Raw genomic sequence first — 18,954 nt, forward strand, 5'->3', positions numbered from 1 at the left:
CGCCCGAGATGATCGAGCAGGAACTGTGGGGCGTGTTATTGGGCTACAACCTGCTGCGCTATCAGATGGTGGAGATGAGCCGCCATTGCCCAGGTATTTACCCGTGCGAAATGAGCTTTACCGCGTGTACCTGGGCGATTTTAGGTTTTATCAACAGCGTTTCCGCGGACCGCTCCGGGAACATACCCAAGTACCTGGCCGAGCTTCATGCTTCAGCCTTGCACTATGTCCTGCCGCATCGACGAGAAGAGCGTGTTTATCCCCGGGCGATCAGGCTCAAATCCTCGAAGTATCCGATCAGAAAAAAAAATGCCAGTCAGCTTAACTGACTGGCATTAGCCCGAAGGCTGCTTTTCTGTAAGGAAGCCGAGGCTTAGCCCAGCTTTTCCTTGATACGTGCTGCCTTACCGGACAGGTCACGCAGGTAGTACAGCTTGGCTTTGCGCACGTCACCGCGACGCTTGACGGCCAGGCTGTCGACCAGCGGGCTGTAGGTCTGGAAAGTACGCTCGACGCCAACACCGTTGGAGATCTTGCGAACAGTGAAGGCACTGTTCAGACCACGGTTGCGCTTGGCGATTACCACGCCTTCGAATGCCTGCAAACGCTGACGGTCGCCTTCCTTAACCTTCACCTGAACGACGATGGTGTCGCCCGGCGCGAAAGGAGGAATGACTTTGCTCATCTGCTCAGCTTCGATTTGCTGAATAATCTTGTTGGTCATGCTGCGCTCCTAAGACCAGCCGCCTGGCCGGTCATCGATACATTAACTATCGTCCCGCTGGCGGATGTATTCCTCCAGCAGCTTTTTCTCTTCTCCAGAAAGCGAGCGGCTATCCAGAAGATCGACACGGCGTTCCCAGGTCCGACCGAGGGACTGCTGCAAACGCCAGCGCCGGATGTGTTCGTGGTTGCCGCCGAGCAGCACCTCAGGAACACGTTTATCCGCATACACCTCCGGACGGGTGTAATGCGGGCAGTCGAGCAGGCCATCCGTAAACGAATCCTCCTCGGCCGAACCAGCATGACCCAATGCACCAGGCAAAAGGCGCGTTACCGCATCGATCAGCACCATGGCCGGCAGCTCACCGCCAGACAGGACGTAATCCCCGATCGACCATTCTTCATCGACATGCGCTTCAATGAAACGCTCATCGACGCCTTCGTAGCGCCCGGCAATGAGGATCAAAGCCTCCTCGTTCGCCAGTTCGCGCACGGCTGACTGCGTCAGCTGACGACCCTGCGGCGAAAGGTAGATCACCTTCGCTTTTACACCTGCGGCCTGCCTGGCATCGGCCAAGGCATCCTCAAGCGGCTTGATCTTCATCACCATGCCCGGACCGCCACCGAAAGGCCGATCATCGACTGTGTGATGACGGTCCGTGGTGTAGCTCCGCGGGTTCCAACAGGTCAATTGCAGCAAGCCCTGTTTCACCGCACGGCTGGTGATGCCGTAATCGCTGATTGCGGCAAACATTTCCGGGAACAGCGTAATGACTTCAACGCGCAGATTTGGCATCAGGCTTAGAAGTCCGCATCCCAGTCGACCCGCATCTCGCCAGCAGCAAGGTCAATCGACAACACGCATTGTTCCGTATAGGGCAACAGGCGTTCACGATCATCCAGGCTGTCGGTGCAGGGTTTGACCACAATCACATCGTTGGCGCCGGTCTCGAACAAATGGTCGATCTTGCCGAGCAACTGCCCCGCCTGATCGATGACCTTGAGACCTTCCAACTGATACCAGTAGAACTCGCCTTCGCTCAGCTCAGGCAGCTGGCTGCGCGGCACACAAATCTCGAAACCGGCAAAGGTACGCGCTACCTCGCGATCATCGAGACCCTTGAGCCTTGCCACCAGGACCTTGCCTTGCAGGCGTCCACTGGCCACTTCGACTTGCTTTACCTCGTTGTCACGCCTGAGCGTCCAGCGAGGGTAATCGAGCACGTTGGTCAAAGGATCAGTAAAGGAAAACACCTTCACCTCGCCTTTTATGCCATGCACCGAGACAATCTTGCCAAGGACCACTAAGTCCTCGGCGGGAGCTGGCGTCATGCTCATAAGGTTGCTTAGGCAGCAGCCTTGGCAGCTTCCTTGAGCAGCTGAGCAACACGCTCAGACGGCTGCGCACCCTGACCGAGCCAGTAAGTGGCACGCTCTTGGTCGACAGACAGCTTGACTTCGGCACCCGAAGCAACCGGGTTGAAGAAACCAATACGCTCAACGAAACGACCGTCGCGCGCATTGCGGCTGTTGGTCACGGTGAGGTGGTAGAACGGGCGCTTTTTGGAGCCGCCACGGGCAAGACGGATGGTTACCATTGAACTTCTTTCCTGTAGTCGGTGCTGCAAACTAAAAAATGCAAGCATAGGGCACTAGGCCCGAAAGGCCGCATATTCTAAGGATTATCACTACTTTTGCAAAGCCTTTTTCCGAGAACCGAAAAAGGCACGGCAAACCGCAAGCCTCAGACCACAAGCGGCAAGCTCACAGCCTCTCAGGCTTGCTATTCACGCTTACATCTTCGGCATGCCGCCCGGCAGCATACCGCCCATGCCGCGCATCATCTTGGCCATGCCGCCCTTGGCGGTGAATTTCTTCATCATCTTCTGCATCTGCTTGTGCTGCTTGATCAGGCGGCCGATGTCCTGCACCTGAGTCCCTGAGCCCATGGCGATACGGCGCTTACGCGAACCGCTGATGATCTCGGGATCGCGGCGCTCGCCCGGGGTCATCGAGTTGATGATGGCCTCCATCTGCTTGAACTGCTTTTCAGCTGCACCCTGAGCGTTGCCCATCTGCGCCAGGTTGACCCCACCCATCTGCGGCAGCTTGTCCATCAGACCGCCAAGACCGCCCATGTTCTTCATCTGCTGCAACTGGTCGCGAAAGTCTTCCAGGTCGAAGCCCTTGCCCTTCTTCAGCTTCTTGCTCAGCTTGTCGGCTTTCTCGCGATCGAGGGTCTGCTCGGCCTGCTCGATCAGGCTGAGCACATCGCCCATGCCGAGAATGCGCGAGGCGATCCGCTCCGGGTGGAAAGGCTCCAGCGCGTCGCTCTTCTCGCCCATGCCGATGAACTTGATCGGCTTGCCAGTGACATGCCGCACCGACAAGGCCGCACCGCCACGCGCATCGCCATCGACCTTGGTCAGCACCACGCCGGTCAGCGGCAGCGCATCGCCGAAGGCCTTGGCGGTGTTCGCCGCATCCTGGCCGGTCATCGCATCGACCACGAACAGGGTCTCGACCGGCTTGATCGCGGCATGCAGCGCCTGGATCTCCGCCATCATTTCGGCATCAATGGCCAGACGACCGGCGGTATCGACGATCACCACATCAATGAACTTGAGCTTGGCCTCCCTGATCGCCGCCTCGGCGATCGCCACCGGCTTCTGGCTGATATCGGACGGGAAGAAGGTCACGCCGATATCGCCAGCCAGGGTTTCCAGCTGCTTGATCGCCGCCGGCCGGTAGACGTCGGCCGACACCACCAGCACGGTCTTCTTCTTGCGCTCCTTGAGGAAGCGCGCCAGCTTGCCGACCGTGGTGGTTTTACCCGCGCCCTGCAAACCCGCCATCAACACCACGGCCGGCGGCGTGACATTCAGCACCAGGTCTTCGTTGGCCGCCCCCATCAGCTCTTCCAGCTCGGCGCGCACGACCTTCACGAAGGCCTGGCCCGGCGTCAGGCTTTTCGACACCTCGGTACCGACCGCACGCTCCTTGACCTTGTTGACGAAGTCCTTGACCACCGGCAACGCGACGTCGGCCTCGAGCAACGCCATGCGCACTTCGCGCAGGGTGTCCTTGATATTGTCTTCGGTCAGCCTGGCCTTGCCAGTGACATTGCGCAGCGTCTGCGAGAGGCGGTCGGTAAGATTTTCGAACATGCACGTTCCTTTCGGGCCCTATCGAGCCGAGGGTGGGCTTGCAACAGACCGGCGATTATATCGAAGACTCCACGCCACCGACACTGTCAGCGGTCTTTCGTAGAACGCTCGTTGTATGCCACACTCAGCGCCTTTCGGGCTTGCCTAACAAGGATTTATGCACCCTCTGCTTCCCAGTCTCGCAGCTGCCAGCCTTTATGCCGGCGCCACCCTCTATCAAGGCCTGCGCCTCAGCCAGCGCAGCGCGCCTGACAAACGCCTGCTGGCGTCACTCGGCGTGCTCGCCCTGCTGTTCCATGGCGCCAGCCTGTTCTTGCAGATGAGCCAGGCATCCGGCCTGTCGCTCGACTTCTTCAATGCCGCCAGCCTGATCGCCTATGCCGTGATCGCACTGACCCTGCTCGCCTGCATGCGCATCCCGGTGGAAAACCTGCTGCTGCTGCTATTTCCACTGGGCTGCCTGACGGTATTGTTGGCGCAGTTCATGCCGACCGGCACCCTGCAGTCGATCGACGAAGCACCGGGCATCCTCGCTCACATCCTGCTGTCGATCATGGCCTACGGCATGCTGACCATCGCCGTATTCCAGGCGCTACTGCTGTTGCTGCAGGACCATCAGCTCAAGAACAAGCACCCGTCCGGACTGATCAAGAACTTCCCGCCTCTGCAAACCATGGAAAGCCTGCTGTTCGGCTTCCTCTGGGCCGGCTGGGTGCTGCTGTCACTGTCGCTGCTGTCGGGCGCGATCTTCATCGACAACCTGTTTGCCCAACACCTGGTGCATAAAACCATCCTTTCCTGTTTTGCCTGGATCGTCTTCGCCGTACTGCTCTGGGGTCGACACCAGCTCGGCTGGCGCGGGCACAAGGCGATCCGCTGGACCCTGGTCGGCTTCTGTTTGCTGATGCTGGCCTACTTCGGCAGCAAGCTGGTTCGCGAATTCATTCTGCATATCTAGGCCATTTCCGTGGACAACGCTCACCCTGGCTTTCTGATTGGCCTGCTGATCTTCCTGCTCGCCTGCTCGGCCTTTTTCTCCAGCTCGGAAACCGGCATCCTCAGCCTCAATCGCTACCGCCTGCGCCATCTGGCCAAGGAAGGACACCGTGGCGCCAAGCGGGTCAGCGACCTGCTCAGCCGCCCGGATCGCCTGCTCGGCACCATTCTGATCGGCAACAACTTCGTCAACATCCTCGCCTCGGCCATCGCCACCGTGCTGGCCATTCAGCTCTGGGGCGAAGCCGGGATCGCGATCGCCACCATAGGCCTGACCCTGGCGCTGCTGATTTTCGGTGAAATCACCCCGAAAACCCTCGCCGCCCTGCACCCGGAAAGGGTCGCCTACCCGTTCAGCCTGCCACTGCTGCTGTTGCTCAAGCTGTTCTACCCGCTGGTCATCCTGCTCGGCTGGATCAGCAACGGCCTGCTCAGGCTGCTGGGCATCGACCCGGCCAGCAAAAGCAACGACAGCCTGACCACCGAGGAACTGCGCAGCGTGGTCCGCGAGTCCGGCCATGAACTGCCGAAGAACCGTCAGAACATGCTGCTCGGCATCCTCGACCTGGAAAACGTCACGGTCGACGACATCATGATCCCGCGCAACGAAGTCACCGGCATCGACCTGGAAGACGATCTCGAAACCATCATCAACCTGCTCACCACCACGACCCATACCCGCCTGCCGGTGTTTCGTCACGACATCAACCAGGTCGAAGGCATCGTGCACATGCGCCAGATCGCGCGCCTGATGAGCCACAACCAACTGACCAAGGAAGCCTTGCTCGCCGCCTGCAACGAACCCTACTTCGTGCCGGAGAACACGCCACTGTCGACTCAGTTGATCAATTTCCAGAAACAGAAACGCCGGATCGGCATAGTCGTCGACGAATACGGCGATGTGATCGGCATCGTCACCCTGGAAGACATCCTCGAAGAAATCGTCGGCGACTTCAGTAATCAGGACACCCTGCGCAGCCCGGATATTCATCCGCAGGAAGATGGCACCCAGGTCATCGATGGCGCCGCCTACATCCGCGAAGTGAACAAGACACTGGGCTGGCACCTGCCCTGCGACGGCCCCAAGACCCTCAACGGCCTGATCACCGAAGCGCTGGAAAGCATTCCCGATAGCGCCGTATGCCTGAAAATCGGCCCCTACCGCCTGGAAATCCTGCAATCGTCGGAGAACCGGGTGAAGAGTGTACGCGTCTGGAAGACCAGCACCACCGCGCCGAGCGAAACAGCGGCGGACTAGTCTCACGGCAACATTGAAATACCGGTTAAATGCCAGCCCAGGGCGGGAGGGGCCGGGCGGCGTTCCGCTTTAGCCGCGATATGGCCCCTGTCACCGGCGACCGCGCCAGCACAGCCAGCCACCAGACATAGGCGCGCCGAGGGCTCAAAATTCGACGCTAACCGCCTGCGCCGCGCGAGCGGCCTTGGCCCGCGCCGCCGGCAGCGACTCATCGCGCGCCAGAGCCACCCCCATGCGCCGCTGACCACTGACTTCCGGCTTACCGAACAAACGCAACGCCGTGTCCGGCTCGGCCAGCGCCGCACCGAGATTGGCGAAACCGACCTGCCGCGAATCACCCTGCACCAGCAGCACCGCCGAAGCGCAGGGGCCGAGCTGACGAATACGCGGAATCGGCAGGCCGAGAATGGCCCGCACATGCAGGGCGAACTCGGACAGATCCTGGGAAATCAGGGTGACCAGGCCGGTGTCGTGGGGCCGCGGCGAGACCTCGCAGAACCAGACCCGATCGCCCTTGACGAACAACTCGACGCCAAACAGACCGCGACCGCCCAGAGAGTCCGTGACGGCCTGGGCAATGCGCTCGGCCTCTGCCCGGGCCTTCGCACTCATCGGCTGCGGTTGCCAGGATTCCTGGTAGTCGCCCTTGACCTGACGATGGCCGACCGGCGCACAGAAGCTGGTGCCGCCGGCATGCCGCACCGTCAGCAGGGTAATTTCGTAGTCGAAATCGACAAAACCCTCGACGATGACCCGCCCCTTGCCGGCGCGACCACCCGCCTGGGCATACTCCCAGGCCGCCGGCAGCTCATCGATGGCTTTCAGCAGCGACTGGCCCTTGCCCGAGGAACTCATGATCGGCTTGATCAGACAGGGAAAGCCGATCTGCTGCACCGCCGCCCGGCACGCCTCCAGTGTGTCGGCGAACTGGTAGGGTGAGGTCGGTAAACCCAGCTCTTCGGCCGCCAGGCGGCGAATGCCCTCGCGGTTCATGGTCAACTGCGCGGCACGCGCGCTGGGGATCACGGTGAAACCCTCGCCCTCCAGCTCGACCAGCGTCGCGGTGGCGATCGCCTCGATCTCGGGCACGATGTAATGCGGCTGCTCCAACTCGATCACTGCACGCAAGGCCGCACCATCAAGCATATCGAGCACATGGCTGCGGTGCGCCACCTGCATGGCCGGGGCATTGGCGTAGCGATCCACGGCGATCACCTCGACGCCAAGGCGCTGCAGTTCGATCACTACTTCCTTGCCCAGCTCACCAGAGCCGCAAAGCAAGACGCGGGTCGCACTCGGCGACAATGGGGTACCGATACGGGGCATAACAGGTCCTCGAGTTAGCGGGGATAGGGGGATGGGGAATGGGGAATGGGGAATGGGGTCGTGCCCCGCCAGCGGGGCCGGCACAACCTCATTCCCCATGCCTCTCAAGTCCCGCCGAACCGCCCTATAGCAACACACCCTTGGCCTGCGCCCGCGCATGACAGAGCAGTAGCACCTGGCGGCGCTCGGCATTGTCCATGCGCCCCCAGCGGGTGATTTCGGCAACGTTACGCTGGCAACCGATGCAGATGTCGTCATCGTCCAGCGCACAGACCTGCACACAGGGCGAGGCAACGGGGCGTTCTTGCTGCATCAGTCGTCCTGCTCGGCCAGGTCGCGAGCATATCGCTGGGCGTTATGCACATAGTGCGCAGCGCTGGCCTCGAGCATGTTCTTCTGCGCCTCGCTCAGCTCGCGCACCACCTTGCCGGGCGAACCGACCACCAGCGAGCCGTCGGGAATTTCCTTGCCTTCGCCGATCAAGGTGTTGGCGCCGATGATGCAGTACTTGCCGATTTTCGCGCCATTGAGTACCACCGCATTGATGCCGATCAGGCTGTAATCGCCGACCGTGCAGCCATGCAGCATGGCGTTATGACCGATGGTCACGCCCTTGCCGACCGTCAGCGGCGAGCCCATGTCGGTGTGCATCACGGTGCCGTCCTGCACGTTGCTCTGCTCGCCGATGTGGATCAGCTCGTTGTCGCCACGCAACACCGCACCGAACCAGACGCTCGCGCCCTGCTCCAGCTTGACCTTGCCGACCAGCGTGGCATTCGGCGCCACCCAGCTCTCGGGATGGGCGTCGACGCTGGATTGCCCCAGGCGGTATTTCATTGCTTGATCCTCGTCTCGCGATTGATCTGCGCATTCACACAATTAGCGCAGCGTGATGAAATGCTCGGGTGGCCGGTGCAGCTCGATGCCAGCCTCATAGAGCAGGTTGACCAACTCCACCAGCATGATCGCAGTAAGCCCCCAGATTTTGTATTCGCCATAACGGTAACTCGGCACGTACCAGCTCTGCCCAAGGTAGTCGATACGATGGGTCATCTCGCGCGGATCGTTGCGAAAGAACTCCAGAGGCACCGAGAACACCGAGGCGATTTCGTCATCGTTGGCCAGGTACTCGACGTAATCCGGCACCAGCCCGACATAGGGCGTGACCTGAATACCGTGACGCGACACCAGGGTACTGAGCGGCCCGACCACCTCGACCAGCCCCGGCGCCAGGCCGATTTCCTCTTCGGCCTCACGCAGTGCGGTACGAATCAGATCGACATCTTCCGGATCCCGTCGGCCACCAGGGAACGCCACCTCGCCGCCGTGCGTGGACAGCCCACTGGCGCGCAGGGTCAAGATCACTTCCGGCTCGTCGCTACGGGTGAGCGGAACCAATACCGCCGCTTCGGGGAAGCTGCGGTCGGTCTCCAGAAGACGCGGGCTGTAGCCGCGCACGCGTTGGAGCAATTCGTCCAGCATGGAGATTCTCAGCCTTTATTCTTGTTTCGATGATTGCATGAAAGTCGCCCCCAGCCCAAGCACTGCAACGCTTGCAACGATCATTCGGGATGTCGATGCGGCGCCTGACCGTGCTTGCCGTCCCCTCCATCGCGCGCCAAGATATGGGGGAGCCAAGAGGATTCGCCATGAAGTTCTGCAGCCAGTGCGGCAGCCCCGTGACCCTGAGAATTCCCGAGGGCGACAACCGCTTGCGCCATGTGTGCGAGCACTGCCACACCATTCACTACCAGAACCCGCGCATCATTGCCGGCTGCTTGCCGGTGTGGGGCCAGCGCATATTGTTGTGCCGACGCGCCATCGAGCCGCGGCGCGGTTACTGGACCCTGCCGGCCGGCTTTATGGAGAACGGCGAAACCCTGGAGCAGGCCGCGGCACGCGAAACCCACGAGGAAGCCTGCGCCCGGGTGCGCGACTTGAGCCTCTATACCCTGTTCGACCTGCCGCATATCAATCAGGTGTACCTGTTCTTCCGCGCCGAATTGGTTGACCTGAACTTTGCCATCGGCGCAGAGAGCCTGGAGGTGCAACTATTCGAGGAATCCGAGATCCCCTGGTCCGAGCTGGCTTTCCCGACCGTCGGGCGTACCTTAGAATGCTACTTCGCGGACCGCCGGCAACACATCTACCCGGTCCGCAACGAGCCGCTGGAAGCCTTGCGCGCACACCACAAGAAAGTTCTTTGATCCCTGGGATACCGTTCCGATGCGCTGGTTGCTCATTCTGCTCTGCCTGTCCTTTACCGCTAGCGCTAACGCCACTGCCACAGCCGCGCAGGATGTCCCGTCAATCGACAAGGTGCTGGTGATCAAGTCAGAGCGCAGCCTGCACCTGATGCGCCGCGGCGAAACACTCAAGTCCTACCGGGTGTCCCTCGGCAAGCAGGCCAAAGGCGCCAAACAGCGCGAGGGCGATCTGCGCACGCCGGAAGGCATCTATTGGATCGACTGGCGCAAGACCAGCGAGAAATACCAGCTGTCCTTGCACATTTCCTACCCCAATGCCCGCGACCAGGCCCACGCCCGCGCACAAGGCGTAGCCCCCGGCGGCATGATCATGATTCACGGCACGCCGCTGGATGAGGAGTACCCGGAGTGGTTCTTCCACACCCTGGACTGGACCGAAGGCTGCATCGCCCTGAAGAACGACGACATGCGCGAAATCTGGAAGCTGGTCAAGGACGGCACCCTGATCGAAATAAGACCCTGACGGCTGCAAGCGAGCTTCGCAGCACACCCACCACCGTCAGCGTTTCTCTTGCAGCTTGTGGCTTGCGGCTTAAAACTGAATATCCGACAAACGCCAGACATCGAAAGCCGGCGTCTCATAGGGATGGCTCTGCTTCAGGGCCTTGACCGCGTCATGGATCAGTTCGTCGGCCACCACCAACTCCACCTTCCACTCCACCACCTGCTCGACCTGGCCGATCTGGCCGAGAAACGCCTGACTGCCTTGCAGCGGGCGAAACTGCCCGCGGCCCATCACCTGCCAGCAGCAGCTGTCGTAGCGACCAATGCGCCCGCCACCCGCGGCAAACACTGCTTTTTTCACCTCGTCCAGGTGGGTTTCCGGGACATAAAAACACAGCTTGTACATCAAAGGCTCCGCAGGCTGGGCAGATGGAAAACGGCCGGATAATGATGCCACAAGATAATGGCACTTTGCCTTAATCGGATGCGTGGCGTCGATCACACACTCTGTGTATGACTGCCGAATCGCCTCGGCGTTCGATCGCGGCAATACACCTTTTGCCGCCAGCAGATCAACCGCAAGCACCACTCCAGAAACGCCGCCACTTGGCTTTCAAACCAGGCACCGGCGGATTGTGCCCGCCATCGCAATAGGGCAAGCGCTGCGACTGGCCGCAACGACAGAGCAACAACGACTGCGCGCGGACCGGCTCGAGCCGCAGCCCCGCCGGGTAGGTGCAAGGACAATCGGCAAGCACGGGGAACGCCCGCAGCGGCATAGCGGATGGGTTTCGCCAGGCTTGACCTGGCGCACCTCGGGCACAACAGGCGCAGACTTATGGACCATAAGCCTGCGCCCCGGCATCAATCCACCCAGACCCGCGCATTGCGGAACATGCGCAGCCAGCCGGCATCTTCCTGCCACTCGTCCGGCTGCCAGGAGTTCTGCACGGCGCGGAACACCCGCTCCGGGTGCGGCATCATGATGGTCACCCGGCCGTCGCGGCTGGTCAGGCCGGTAATCCCGCGCGGCGAGCCGTTGGGGTTGGCCGGATAGGTTTCGGTGACCTTGCCGTGGTTGTCGATGAAGCGCATGGCCACGCAACCGGACAGATCGGCCTCGAGCAGGGCTTCTTCGTTCTCGAACTCGGCATGCCCCTCGCCATGGGCGATGGCGATCGGCAGGCGCGAGCCGGCCATGCCCTGGAGGAAGATCGACGCCGACTCCTGCACCTGGACCATAGCTACCCGCGCCTCGAACTGCTCCGAACGGTTGCGCACGAAGTGCGGCCAGAACTCGCTACCGGGGATCAATTCGTGCAGGTTGGACATCATCTGGCAGCCGTTGCACACGCCGAGGGCGAAGCTGTCCCTACGTTCGAAGAAAGCCTGGAAGCCATCGCGGGCACGGTTGTTGAACAGGATCGACTTGGCCCAGCCCTCACCGGCGCCGAGCACGTCGCCGTAGGAGAAGCCACCGCAGGCGACCAGCCCCTTGAATTCGTCGAGACTGACGCGGCCACTGAGGATGTCACTCATATGCACGTCGATCGCGCTGAAACCGGCACGGTCGAAGGCGGCGGCCATTTCCACCTGGCCGTTGACGCCCTGTTCGCGCAGCACCGCGATTTGTGGACGCAGGCCCTTCTTGATGTAGGGCGCGGCGATGTCCTGATTGACGTCGAAAGCCAGCTTGACGCTCAGGCCGGGATTGTCTTCCTCGAGCAGCGCATCGAACTCCTGCTCGGCACACTGAGCGTTGTCGCGCAGGCGCTGGATCTGGTAGCTGGTTTCGCTCCACTGGCGCTGCAACAGGCGGCGCTGGCCGGCGAATACCGGCTGACCGGCAAAGCTGATGCGCACCTCGCCATTGTTGACCGGTTGGCCGATCACCGCGACGCAGTCACCCAGACCGGCCGCGCTGAATTGCGCCAGGATGTCCGGGGTGGCGTCCTGACGCACCTGGATCAGTGCGCCCAGCTCTTCGTTGAACAGCACGGCAGCCAGTTCATCCTGGCTGCCGGCCAGCGAGTCGAGCGCCAGATTGAGGCCGCAGTGACCGGCGAAGGCCATTTCCAGCGCACTGACCAGCAGGCCGCCGTCGGAGCGATCGTGATAGGCCAGCAGGTGGCCATCGGCGTTCAGCCCCTGGATCACCGCGAAGAAAGCCTTGAGGTCTTCGGCGTCGTCGACGTCGGGGGCCTGCTTGCCGATCTGCCCGTACACCTGGGCCAGAATAGAGGCGCCCAGGCGGTTCTGCCCGCGACCCAGGTCGATCAGGATCAGGTCGGTTTCGCCCTTGTCCATGCGCAGTTGCGGGGTCAGGGTCTGGCGAATGTCGGCGACCGGAGCGAAGCCGGTGACGATCAGCGACAGCGGCGAGGTCACGCTCTTCTCCGCGCCGTCATCCTGCCAGCGGGTTTTCATCGACATCGAATCCTTGCCCACCGGGATGCAGATTCCCAGCTCTGGGCACAGCTGCATGCCCACGGCCTTGACCGTGTCGTACAGCCGGGCGTCTTCGCCCGGGTGGCCCGCAGCGGACATCCAGTTGGCGGACAGCTTGATGTCGGAGATCTTCTCGATCCGCGCCGCGGCCAGGTTGGTCAGGGTCTCGCCAATGGCGATCCGCCCCGAGGCGGCCGCATCCAGCAAGGCCAGCGGCGTGCGCTCGCCCATGGCCATGGCTTCGCCGGTATAGACGTCGAAGCTGGTGGCGGTAACCGCACAATCGGCCACCGGCACCTGCCACGGGCCGACCATCTGGTCGCGGGCGACCAGGCCGGTGATGGTGCGGTCGCCGATGGTGATCAAAAAGCTCTTGCTGGCCACCGCCGGGTGATGCAGCACGCGGGTCAGGGCGTCGTCGAGCGCCAGGCCGCTGGCATCGAAATCATCGCCCAACCCGGCTTCGTGGCTGGCCGCACGGTGCATGCGCGGCGCCTTGCCGAGCAGCACATTGAGCGGCATGTCCACCGGCTTGTTGCCGAAATGGCTGTCGGCGACGGTCAGGTGCGGCTCTTCGGTGGCCTCGCCGACCACCGCGAACGGGCAACGCTCGCGCTCGCAGATCGCCTTGAAGCGTTCGAATTCGGCGGCGTCGACAGCCAGCACGTAGCGTTCCTGGGATTCGTTGCTCCAGATCTCGTGGGGCGCCATGCCCGGCTCGTCATTGGGCACATTGCGCAGCTCGAAACGTCCACCGCGACCGCCATCGTTGACCAGTTCGGGGAAGGCATTGGACAGGCCGCCGGCGCCGACGTCATGGATGAAGCTGATCGGGTTGTGCTCGCCCAGCTGCCAGCAGCGGTCGATCACTTCCTGGCAGCGCCGCTCCATTTCCGGGTTTTCGCGCTGCACCGAGGCAAAATCCAGGTCGGCCGAGCTGGCACCCGTGGCCATCGACGAGGCGGCGCCGCCGCCCAGACCGATCAACATGGCCGGGCCACCGAGCACGATCAGCTTGGCGCCGATGCTGATTTCACCTTTCTGCACGTGATCGGCGCGGATGTTGCCCATACCGCCGGCGAGCATGATCGGCTTGTGGTAGCCACGCACCTCGAGGCCGCGCGGGGTATCGACCGCCTGCTCGAAGGTGCGGAAATAGCCGGTCAGCGCCGGACGACCGAACTCGTTGTTGAACGCCGCGCCGCCGAGCGGGCCTTCGATCATAATGTCCAGCGCGGTGACGATGCGCTCCGGCTTGCCATAGGGCACTTCCCACGGCTGTTCGAAGCCCGGGATCTGCAGGTTGGATACGCTGAAACCGGTCAGCCCGGCCTTGGGCTTGGCGCCGCGGCCGGTAGCGCCCTCGTCGCGAATCTCGCCGCCGGAGCCGGTGGCGGCACCAGGGAAGGGTGCGATGGCGGTCGGGTGGTTGTGGGTTTCCACCTTCATCAGGATGTGCACCGGCTCCTGATGGGCGGCGTACTGACGGGTTTCGGCGTTCGGGTAGAAGCGCCCGGCCGTGTGACCGACGATCACCGCGGCATTGTCTTTATAGGCCGAGAGCACGCCTTCGCTGTGCAGCTCATGGGTGTTCTTGATCATGCCGAACAGCGACTTGTCCTGGCTCTCGCCGTCGAGGTCCCAGCTGGCATTGAAGATCTTGTGCCGGCAATGCTCTGAGTTGGCCTGGGCGAACATCATCAATTCGATGTCGTGGGGGTTGCGTCCCAGATCATTGAAACTGCTGACCAGGTAATCGATTTCGTCTTCGGCCAGGGCCAGGCCCAACTCGACGTTGGCCTGCTCCAGGGCGGCGCGGCCACCACCGAGCACATCCACCGCGGTCAGCGGCTTGGGCCCGGCGTGACTGAACAGCGCCGCGGCGTCTTGCACATCGGTCAACACCAGCTGGGTCATGCGGTCATGCAGCAAGCCTGCGACCAGCTGCAGCTCGGCTTCGCTCAACTCGCCGGCGACGTAGTAGGCGATACCGCGCTCGATGCGCTGGATCTTCGCCAGGCCGCAGTTGCGCGCAATGTCGCTGGCCTTGCTCGACCAGGGCGAGATGGTGCCGAAACGCGGAATGGTCAGGAGCAGGCGGCCGCCAGGCTCCTGCACCGGCACACTCGGGCCGTACTCGAGCAGACGGGCCAGCACCTGTTCTTCATCGGCGCTGAGCACCCCGGTGACATCGGCAAAATGCGCGAACTCGGCATACAGCCCAGTCACAGCGGGTACCTTGCTGGTCAGTTGCTCGAGCAATTTACCGTGGCGGAAAGCAGAAAGGGCGGGAGCGCCGCGCAGGATCAACATGGAAACAGCCTCTGGGAAGGGGGTGTACTTCGAACCGTCTCGGGTCTGCTGCGCGTCGGCCGGCCTGCGTTGAAGGCGGGTTCGGACTGCTCATTTACAACTCGTAAACTCCGCGTCCTCGCCCACCTTCGCCTTGCCCGGCCCTAGCTCGCGAGCCCCGAAACAGGTTCTTTGAGGCCGTGCATTCTAGCCTAAAGCGCTCGCCGCGGCACCCGTGGCGGCGCCAGAACTATCATCTGCACTGTCAAGATATGGCGAGCAACGAGCTTTGCGTATACTGCGCCAATGTTTGCTCAATCTGCGTTCCGCACACGCTGCGCCCACTGGCTGCTGGCGATCGGAATCCTCCTGCTGCTCGCCAGCTGCGCTGAAGAACCCAGCGCCCTCGAGCGCGTCAAGGCGGAGGGTGTACTGCGGGTGATCACCCGCAACAGCCCGGCCACCTACTTCCAGGATCGCAACGGCGAAACCGGCTTCGAGTACGAACTGGTCAAACGCTTTGCCGACGACCTGGGCCTGGAACTGCAAATCGAGACCGCCGACAACCTCGACGAGCTGTTCGCCAGCCTCGGCAAGGAGCAGGGTCCGGTGCTGGCTGCCGCCGGTCTGGTAGCAAGCGACGGACGGCAGCAGGTCGCGCGCTTTTCCCTGCCGTATCTGCAAGTCACCCCGCAAATCATCTACCGTGACGGCCAGCGGCGCCCCACTCGCCCGGCCGACCTGATCGGCAAGCGCATCCTGGTACTCAAGGGCAGCAGCCACGCCGAGCAACTGGCCGGGCTGAAGGTCCAGCTACCTGAGCTGAACTACGAAGAATCGGCAGAAGTGGAAGTGGTCGACCTGTTGCGCATGGTCGACGAGGGGCAGATCGACCTGACTCTGGTCGACTCCAACGAGCTGGCGATGAATCAGGTGTACTTCCCCAACGTACGGGTGGCTTTCGACCTCGGCGACTCGCAAGGCCTGGCCTGGGCCGTCGCCCCCGGCGAAGACAGTAGCCTGCTCGACGAAATCAACAACTTTCTCGAGCGCGCCCAGCACAACGGCAGCTTGCAACGCCTGAAGGAACGCTACTACGGCCATGTCGACGTACTCGGTTACGTCGGCGCCTACACCTTCGCCAAGCACCTGCAGCAGCGCCTGCCCCGTTACGAGAAGGATTTCCGCCAGGCGGCACAGACCAATCGGGTCGACTGGCGCCTGCTGGCCGCCATGGGCTACCAGGAATCGCTCTGGCAGCCGACCGCCACCTCGAAGACCGGGGTGCGCGGCCTGATGATGCTGACCCTGCGCACCGCCCAGGCCATGGGGGTGTCCAACCGCCTCGACCCCAAGCAGAGCATCGCCGGCGGCGCCAAGTACATCGTTCACGTCAAGGATCAGTTGCCCGCGAGCATCAAGGAGCCGGATCGCACCTGGTTCGCCCTGGCCGCCTACAACGTCGGCGGCGGCCACCTGGAAGATGCGCGCAAGCTCACCGAAGCCGAGGGGCTCAACCCGGACAAATGGCTGGATGTGCAGAAGATCCTGCCGCGCTTGGCGCAGAAACAGTGGTACAGCAAGACCCGCTACGGTTACGCCCGCGGCGGCGAACCGGTGCATTTCGTGCGCAACATCCGCCGCTACTACGACATCCTCACCTGGGTCACCCAGCCGCAGCTGGAGGGCGCCCAGATGGCCGCCAGCAACCTGCATACCCCCGGGGTGAACAAGACGCCGCCGCCGGAAGAACTGCCGCCGCTGTAGCGCATATCGGATGACCCGGCGCTGCCCCCTACCGACCCGCAGGCTGGGCGCAGCGGCGATTCGCCTCAGCCAGGTAGCCCGGATGCAATCCGGGGAACGCCTGCAACGCTCGAACTTGACCGATAGCGAGGCACTGGTGGGAGGGGCTTTAACCGCGACGGCCTGGTTCGAGGGCGCTGCGCGCCAGCGCCGCTAAAGCGTCTCCCACGGTCAACTTACGTGCTCCACGTCTGCCCTACTCCCACTATGGCCGGGTACTGAAACGAGGTTTCAACGCCGTTTCGACACCTGGCTTATTCAAGCTATATGCCGGCGCTCAGAAGTGGCGAAGGTCGCTAGCGCGTTGCCCGGCGCGCCTTGAAGAACTCGCTGAGCACCGCGCCGCACTCCTCCGCCAGCACCCCGCCCTCGATCAGCACCCGATGATTGAGAAACGCCTGACTGAAGAACTCGCCACGACTCAGGGCCACACCGGCCTTGGGCTCGGTGGCGCCATACACCACCCGCTGAATCCGCGCGTGCACGATCAGTCCGGCGCACATGCTGCACGGTTCCAGAGTCACGTACAGGGTGCTGCCCGGCAGACGGTAGTTGTCGGCGGCCTGCGCCGCCGCACGAATCGCCACCATTTCGGCATGGGCGCTGGGGTCATGACTGGAAATCGGGCAGTTGAAGCCGCGACCGATGATCGCGCCATCCTGCACCAGTACCGCGCCGACCGGCACCTCGCCCAGGGCCGCGCCCGCGGCGGCCAGGGCCAGGGCCTCGCGCATGAAGTGCGCGTCGCGACTGCGGTCGATGATCTGTGCTCTTTTCATAGTCTCGCCGAAGCATTCCTGGCAATGGTGCGCACGGCGCACCCTACGAGCATGTTCACGCCACCTCGATGGAGGCCATCAGGCCGGTTTCCATATGGTCGATCACATGGCAGTGGAACATCCACACCCCGGGATTATCGGCGACCAACGCCACCCGCGCGCGCTCGTTCTTGCCCAGCAGGTAGGTGTCGGTGAAGTAGGGAATGATCTGCTTGCGGTTCGAGGCCAGCACCTTGAAGGTCATGCCATGCAGGTGGATCGGGTGCTGGTACTGGCTGAGGTTGCGCAGCTCGAAGATATAGCTCTTGCCCAACTGCAGGCGGGCGATGGGCTTATCGGTACAGCCCTTGTCCTTGCTGTCCCAGGCCCGGCCGTTGATCTGCCAGAAACTGTGCGCCGCGCCCTGTGCCAACCCCTGCGACAACGCGCCCACCCACTCGAAGTTGAAGCTCAGGGTTTCGGCAGTGGCCAGGTCCGGCTCGGCAATCGGATTGGCCGGCAGCGCTGGAGGCCACTGGCCCGGCCTATCATCGCCGGCAATAGAACGCAGGGTGGCCAGACGCAGCGGACCGTTGCGCAGCGACAATTCGATACCCGCCGCCGGCACCTGCAGCCCCAACTCGATACGCATGCCCGGCCCCAGCCAGTACTCCTTGCCCAGCGGCCGCGGCGCGACCGGGTTGCCGTCCAGCGCATAGATGCGCGCCTCGGCGCCCGGCAGATTGAGGCGGTAGGTCAGGGTATTGTCCAGGTTCAGAACACGCAGGCGCACCACCTGCCCGGCCGGCAATTCCAGGGTCGGCGCATGCACGCCGTTGACCGTACTCAGCCGCCCCGGGGTGCCGCCGCGCGCGGCTTCACGGGGCACGCTGAAATCGCTGAAGGCACCCTGCGCGTCGACATGCCAGTTTTTCAGGCTGAGCGTGCGCTCATGCCTGAAGCCGGTCGGCTCGCGCTCCTCGACGATCAGCGGCCCAACCAGGCCGCGACCCAACTGCTCGCCGCTGGCGGTATGCGGGTGATACCAGAAACTGCCGGCATCCGGGGTCTTGAACTGGTAGTCGAAGTATTCGCCGGGCAGCACCGGCAACTGCGAGACGTAGGGCACGCCGTCCATCGCCAGCGGCAGGCGGATGCCATGCCAGTGGATGGTGGTCGGCACCTCGAGCCGGTTGATAAAGCGCACACGCAACCACTCGCCCTGCCTGGCGCGAATTTCCATGCCCGGCGCCTGGCCGCCATAGGCCCAGGCCGGGGTGAGATGCCCCGGCACCAGCTCGAGATCCAGCGGCGCGGCGATCAACTCGTAGTCGTATTCGGCGGCCACCAGCGGCCGCCCCAGCCAGTAGCGCGCGCCGCCGGCACCGAGGCCTACGGCAGTCAAACCGAGCAGGCCACCGATAATTTGTCGACGTGTAAATGACATGGGTACAGACACCTCTAGATAA

At 62.7% G+C, this 18,954-nt stretch carries 19 protein-coding genes and 1 pseudogene; 6 read left to right on the plus strand and 14 right to left on the minus strand.

From position 1 onward, the window contains the following. A pseudogene (locus BM315_RS19100) lies at positions 1 to 329 on the plus strand (IS4 family transposase); the annotation flags it as partial. Positions 330 to 373: 44 nt separating this feature from the next. Here the strand turns inward: BM315_RS19100 and rplS are convergent. The 5 genes from rplS to ffh all read right to left on the minus strand — a co-directional run bounded on the left by rplS (position 374) and on the right by ffh (position 3,890). After that, positions 374 to 724 carry a 50S ribosomal protein L19 gene (gene rplS / locus BM315_RS19105; protein WP_090504233.1) on the minus strand — a complete coding sequence of 117 codons (351 nt, stop codon included), beginning with the start codon at positions 722 to 724 and terminating at the stop codon, positions 374 to 376. A 42-nt stretch (positions 725 to 766) separates the two neighbouring features. After that, a complete protein-coding gene (gene trmD / locus BM315_RS19110) occupies positions 767 to 1,519 on the minus strand; it encodes a tRNA (guanosine(37)-N1)-methyltransferase TrmD (protein ID WP_090504235.1) in 753 nt (250 codons plus the stop codon). A 5-nt stretch (positions 1,520 to 1,524) separates the two neighbouring features. Beyond that, complete coding sequence (gene rimM / locus BM315_RS19115) at positions 1,525 to 2,061, minus strand: ribosome maturation factor RimM (RefSeq protein WP_090504238.1); 537 nt, start codon at positions 2,059 to 2,061, stop codon at positions 1,525 to 1,527. A gap of 8 nt (positions 2,062 to 2,069) precedes the next feature. Then, positions 2,070 to 2,321, minus strand: a complete 252-nt coding sequence (gene rpsP, locus BM315_RS19120) for a 30S ribosomal protein S16 (protein ID WP_090504241.1) — start codon at positions 2,319 to 2,321, stop codon at positions 2,070 to 2,072. 195 nt (positions 2,322 to 2,516) lie between these two features. Further along, complete coding sequence (gene ffh / locus BM315_RS19125; protein WP_090504243.1) at positions 2,517 to 3,890, minus strand: signal recognition particle protein; 1,374 nt, start codon at positions 3,888 to 3,890, stop codon at positions 2,517 to 2,519. 157 nt (positions 3,891 to 4,047) lie between these two features. On the opposite strand from ffh, the gene BM315_RS19130 reads away from it, so the two are divergent. After that, positions 4,048 to 4,848, plus strand: coding sequence for a cytochrome C assembly family protein (locus tag BM315_RS19130; protein WP_090504246.1), 801 nt, complete (start codon positions 4,048 to 4,050; stop codon positions 4,846 to 4,848). A gap of 9 nt (positions 4,849 to 4,857) precedes the next feature. Then, a complete protein-coding gene (locus tag BM315_RS19135; RefSeq protein ID WP_090504249.1) occupies positions 4,858 to 6,144 on the plus strand; it encodes an HlyC/CorC family transporter in 1,287 nt (428 codons plus the stop codon). Positions 6,145 to 6,288: 144 nt separating this feature from the next. Here the strand turns inward: BM315_RS19135 and purT are convergent, their stop codons facing one another. The 4 genes from purT to BM315_RS19155 form a co-directional block, all read right to left on the minus strand. Beyond that, positions 6,289 to 7,470 carry a formate-dependent phosphoribosylglycinamide formyltransferase gene (purT, locus tag BM315_RS19140; RefSeq protein WP_090504252.1) on the minus strand — a complete coding sequence of 394 codons (1,182 nt, stop codon included), beginning with the start codon at positions 7,468 to 7,470 and terminating at the stop codon, positions 6,289 to 6,291. Between the two features lie 124 nt (positions 7,471 to 7,594). Then, positions 7,595 to 7,783 (minus strand): DUF1289 domain-containing protein, encoded by a 189-nt coding sequence (locus tag BM315_RS19145; protein WP_090504255.1) that lies wholly within the window; start codon positions 7,781 to 7,783, stop codon positions 7,595 to 7,597. Beyond that, positions 7,783 to 8,307, minus strand: a complete 525-nt coding sequence (locus BM315_RS19150; protein ID WP_090504257.1) for a gamma carbonic anhydrase family protein — start codon at positions 8,305 to 8,307, stop codon at positions 7,783 to 7,785. The genes BM315_RS19145 and BM315_RS19150 overlap by 1 nt, the downstream gene beginning before the upstream one ends. Before the next feature lie 42 nt (positions 8,308 to 8,349). Next, complete coding sequence (locus tag BM315_RS19155) at positions 8,350 to 8,952, minus strand: CoA pyrophosphatase (RefSeq protein WP_090504260.1); 603 nt, start codon at positions 8,950 to 8,952, stop codon at positions 8,350 to 8,352. Positions 8,953 to 9,119: 167 nt separating this feature from the next. Between BM315_RS19155 and BM315_RS19160 the strand changes: the two genes are divergently transcribed. Both BM315_RS19160 and BM315_RS19165 read left to right on the plus strand, forming a co-directional pair. Next, the gene (locus BM315_RS19160) at positions 9,120 to 9,677 is read left to right on the plus strand and encodes an NUDIX hydrolase (RefSeq protein ID WP_090504263.1); all 558 of its coding nucleotides are present in this window, start codon (positions 9,120 to 9,122) and stop codon (positions 9,675 to 9,677) included. A 19-nt stretch (positions 9,678 to 9,696) separates the two neighbouring features. Further along, positions 9,697 to 10,200: a L,D-transpeptidase family protein gene (locus BM315_RS19165; RefSeq protein WP_090504266.1), complete on the plus strand. Its 504-nt coding sequence runs from the start codon at positions 9,697 to 9,699 to the stop codon at positions 10,198 to 10,200. Positions 10,201 to 10,269: 69 nt separating this feature from the next. On the opposite strand, the gene BM315_RS19170 is transcribed toward BM315_RS19165, so the two are convergent. The 3 genes from BM315_RS19170 to purL form a co-directional block, all read right to left on the minus strand. After that, positions 10,270 to 10,587, minus strand: coding sequence for a YqfO family protein (locus BM315_RS19170; protein ID WP_090504269.1), 318 nt, complete (start codon positions 10,585 to 10,587; stop codon positions 10,270 to 10,272). A gap of 166 nt (positions 10,588 to 10,753) precedes the next feature. After that, positions 10,754 to 10,960, minus strand: coding sequence for a CDGSH iron-sulfur domain-containing protein (locus tag BM315_RS25310; RefSeq protein ID WP_342029879.1), 207 nt, complete (start codon positions 10,958 to 10,960; stop codon positions 10,754 to 10,756). Between the two features lie 85 nt (positions 10,961 to 11,045). Further along, positions 11,046 to 14,942: a phosphoribosylformylglycinamidine synthase gene (gene purL / locus BM315_RS19180; protein ID WP_090504272.1), complete on the minus strand. Its 3,897-nt coding sequence runs from the start codon at positions 14,940 to 14,942 to the stop codon at positions 11,046 to 11,048. 285 nt (positions 14,943 to 15,227) lie between these two features. Between purL and mltF the strand changes: the two genes are divergently transcribed. Beyond that, on the plus strand, positions 15,228 to 16,688 hold the full coding sequence (gene mltF / locus BM315_RS19185) for a membrane-bound lytic murein transglycosylase MltF (protein ID WP_090504275.1): 1,461 nt from the start codon (positions 15,228 to 15,230) through the stop codon (positions 16,686 to 16,688). Positions 16,689 to 17,023: 335 nt separating this feature from the next. Here the strand turns inward: mltF and tadA are convergent, their stop codons facing one another. Together tadA and BM315_RS19195 are read right to left on the minus strand one after the other, a co-directional pair. Further along, complete coding sequence (gene tadA, locus BM315_RS19190) at positions 17,024 to 17,506, minus strand: tRNA adenosine(34) deaminase TadA (RefSeq protein WP_090504278.1); 483 nt, start codon at positions 17,504 to 17,506, stop codon at positions 17,024 to 17,026. Between the two features lie 55 nt (positions 17,507 to 17,561). Further along, entirely contained in the window at positions 17,562 to 18,932 is a 1,371-nt protein-coding gene (locus tag BM315_RS19195) for a multicopper oxidase family protein (protein WP_090504280.1), read from the minus strand. Between the last annotated feature and the right edge of the window lie 22 nt (positions 18,933 to 18,954).

This window comes from Pseudomonas borbori (assembly GCF_900115555.1).
Lineage (GTDB): Bacteria > Pseudomonadota > Gammaproteobacteria > Pseudomonadales > Pseudomonadaceae > Aquipseudomonas > Aquipseudomonas borbori.

What these genes read in the sequence shown, in the direction of transcription:
- rplS (WP_090504233.1), bottom strand. Translation starts at nt 724, where the DNA reads ATGACCAACAAGATTATTCAGCAAATCGAAGCTGAGCAGATGAGCAAA.
- trmD (WP_090504235.1), bottom strand. Translation starts at nt 1,519, where the DNA reads ATGCCAAATCTGCGCGTTGAAGTCATTACGCTGTTCCCGGAAATGTTT.
- rimM (WP_090504238.1), bottom strand. Translation starts at nt 2,061, where the DNA reads ATGAGCATGACGCCAGCTCCCGCCGAGGACTTAGTGGTCCTTGGCAAG.
- rpsP (WP_090504241.1), bottom strand. Translation starts at nt 2,321, where the DNA reads ATGGTAACCATCCGTCTTGCCCGTGGCGGCTCCAAAAAGCGCCCGTTC.
- ffh (WP_090504243.1), bottom strand. Translation starts at nt 3,890, where the DNA reads ATGTTCGAAAATCTTACCGACCGCCTCTCGCAGACGCTGCGCAATGTC.
- BM315_RS19130 (WP_090504246.1), top strand. Translation starts at nt 4,048, where the DNA reads ATGCACCCTCTGCTTCCCAGTCTCGCAGCTGCCAGCCTTTATGCCGGC.
- purT (WP_090504252.1), bottom strand. Translation starts at nt 7,470, where the DNA reads ATGCCCCGTATCGGTACCCCATTGTCGCCGAGTGCGACCCGCGTCTTG.
- BM315_RS19145 (WP_090504255.1), bottom strand. Translation starts at nt 7,783, where the DNA reads ATGCAGCAAGAACGCCCCGTTGCCTCGCCCTGTGTGCAGGTCTGTGCG.
- BM315_RS19150 (WP_090504257.1), bottom strand. Translation starts at nt 8,307, where the DNA reads ATGAAATACCGCCTGGGGCAATCCAGCGTCGACGCCCATCCCGAGAGC.
- BM315_RS19155 (WP_090504260.1), bottom strand. Translation starts at nt 8,952, where the DNA reads ATGCTGGACGAATTGCTCCAACGCGTGCGCGGCTACAGCCCGCGTCTT.
- BM315_RS19160 (WP_090504263.1), top strand. Translation starts at nt 9,120, where the DNA reads ATGAAGTTCTGCAGCCAGTGCGGCAGCCCCGTGACCCTGAGAATTCCC.
- BM315_RS19165 (WP_090504266.1), top strand. Translation starts at nt 9,697, where the DNA reads ATGCGCTGGTTGCTCATTCTGCTCTGCCTGTCCTTTACCGCTAGCGCT.
- BM315_RS19170 (WP_090504269.1), bottom strand. Translation starts at nt 10,587, where the DNA reads ATGTACAAGCTGTGTTTTTATGTCCCGGAAACCCACCTGGACGAGGTG.
- BM315_RS25310 (WP_342029879.1), bottom strand. Translation starts at nt 10,960, where the DNA reads ATGCCGCTGCGGGCGTTCCCCGTGCTTGCCGATTGTCCTTGCACCTAC.
- purL (WP_090504272.1), bottom strand. Translation starts at nt 14,942, where the DNA reads ATGTTGATCCTGCGCGGCGCTCCCGCCCTTTCTGCTTTCCGCCACGGT.
- mltF (WP_090504275.1), top strand. Translation starts at nt 15,228, where the DNA reads ATGTTTGCTCAATCTGCGTTCCGCACACGCTGCGCCCACTGGCTGCTG.
- tadA (WP_090504278.1), bottom strand. Translation starts at nt 17,506, where the DNA reads ATGAAAAGAGCACAGATCATCGACCGCAGTCGCGACGCGCACTTCATG.
- BM315_RS19195 (WP_090504280.1), bottom strand. Translation starts at nt 18,932, where the DNA reads ATGTCATTTACACGTCGACAAATTATCGGTGGCCTGCTCGGTTTGACT.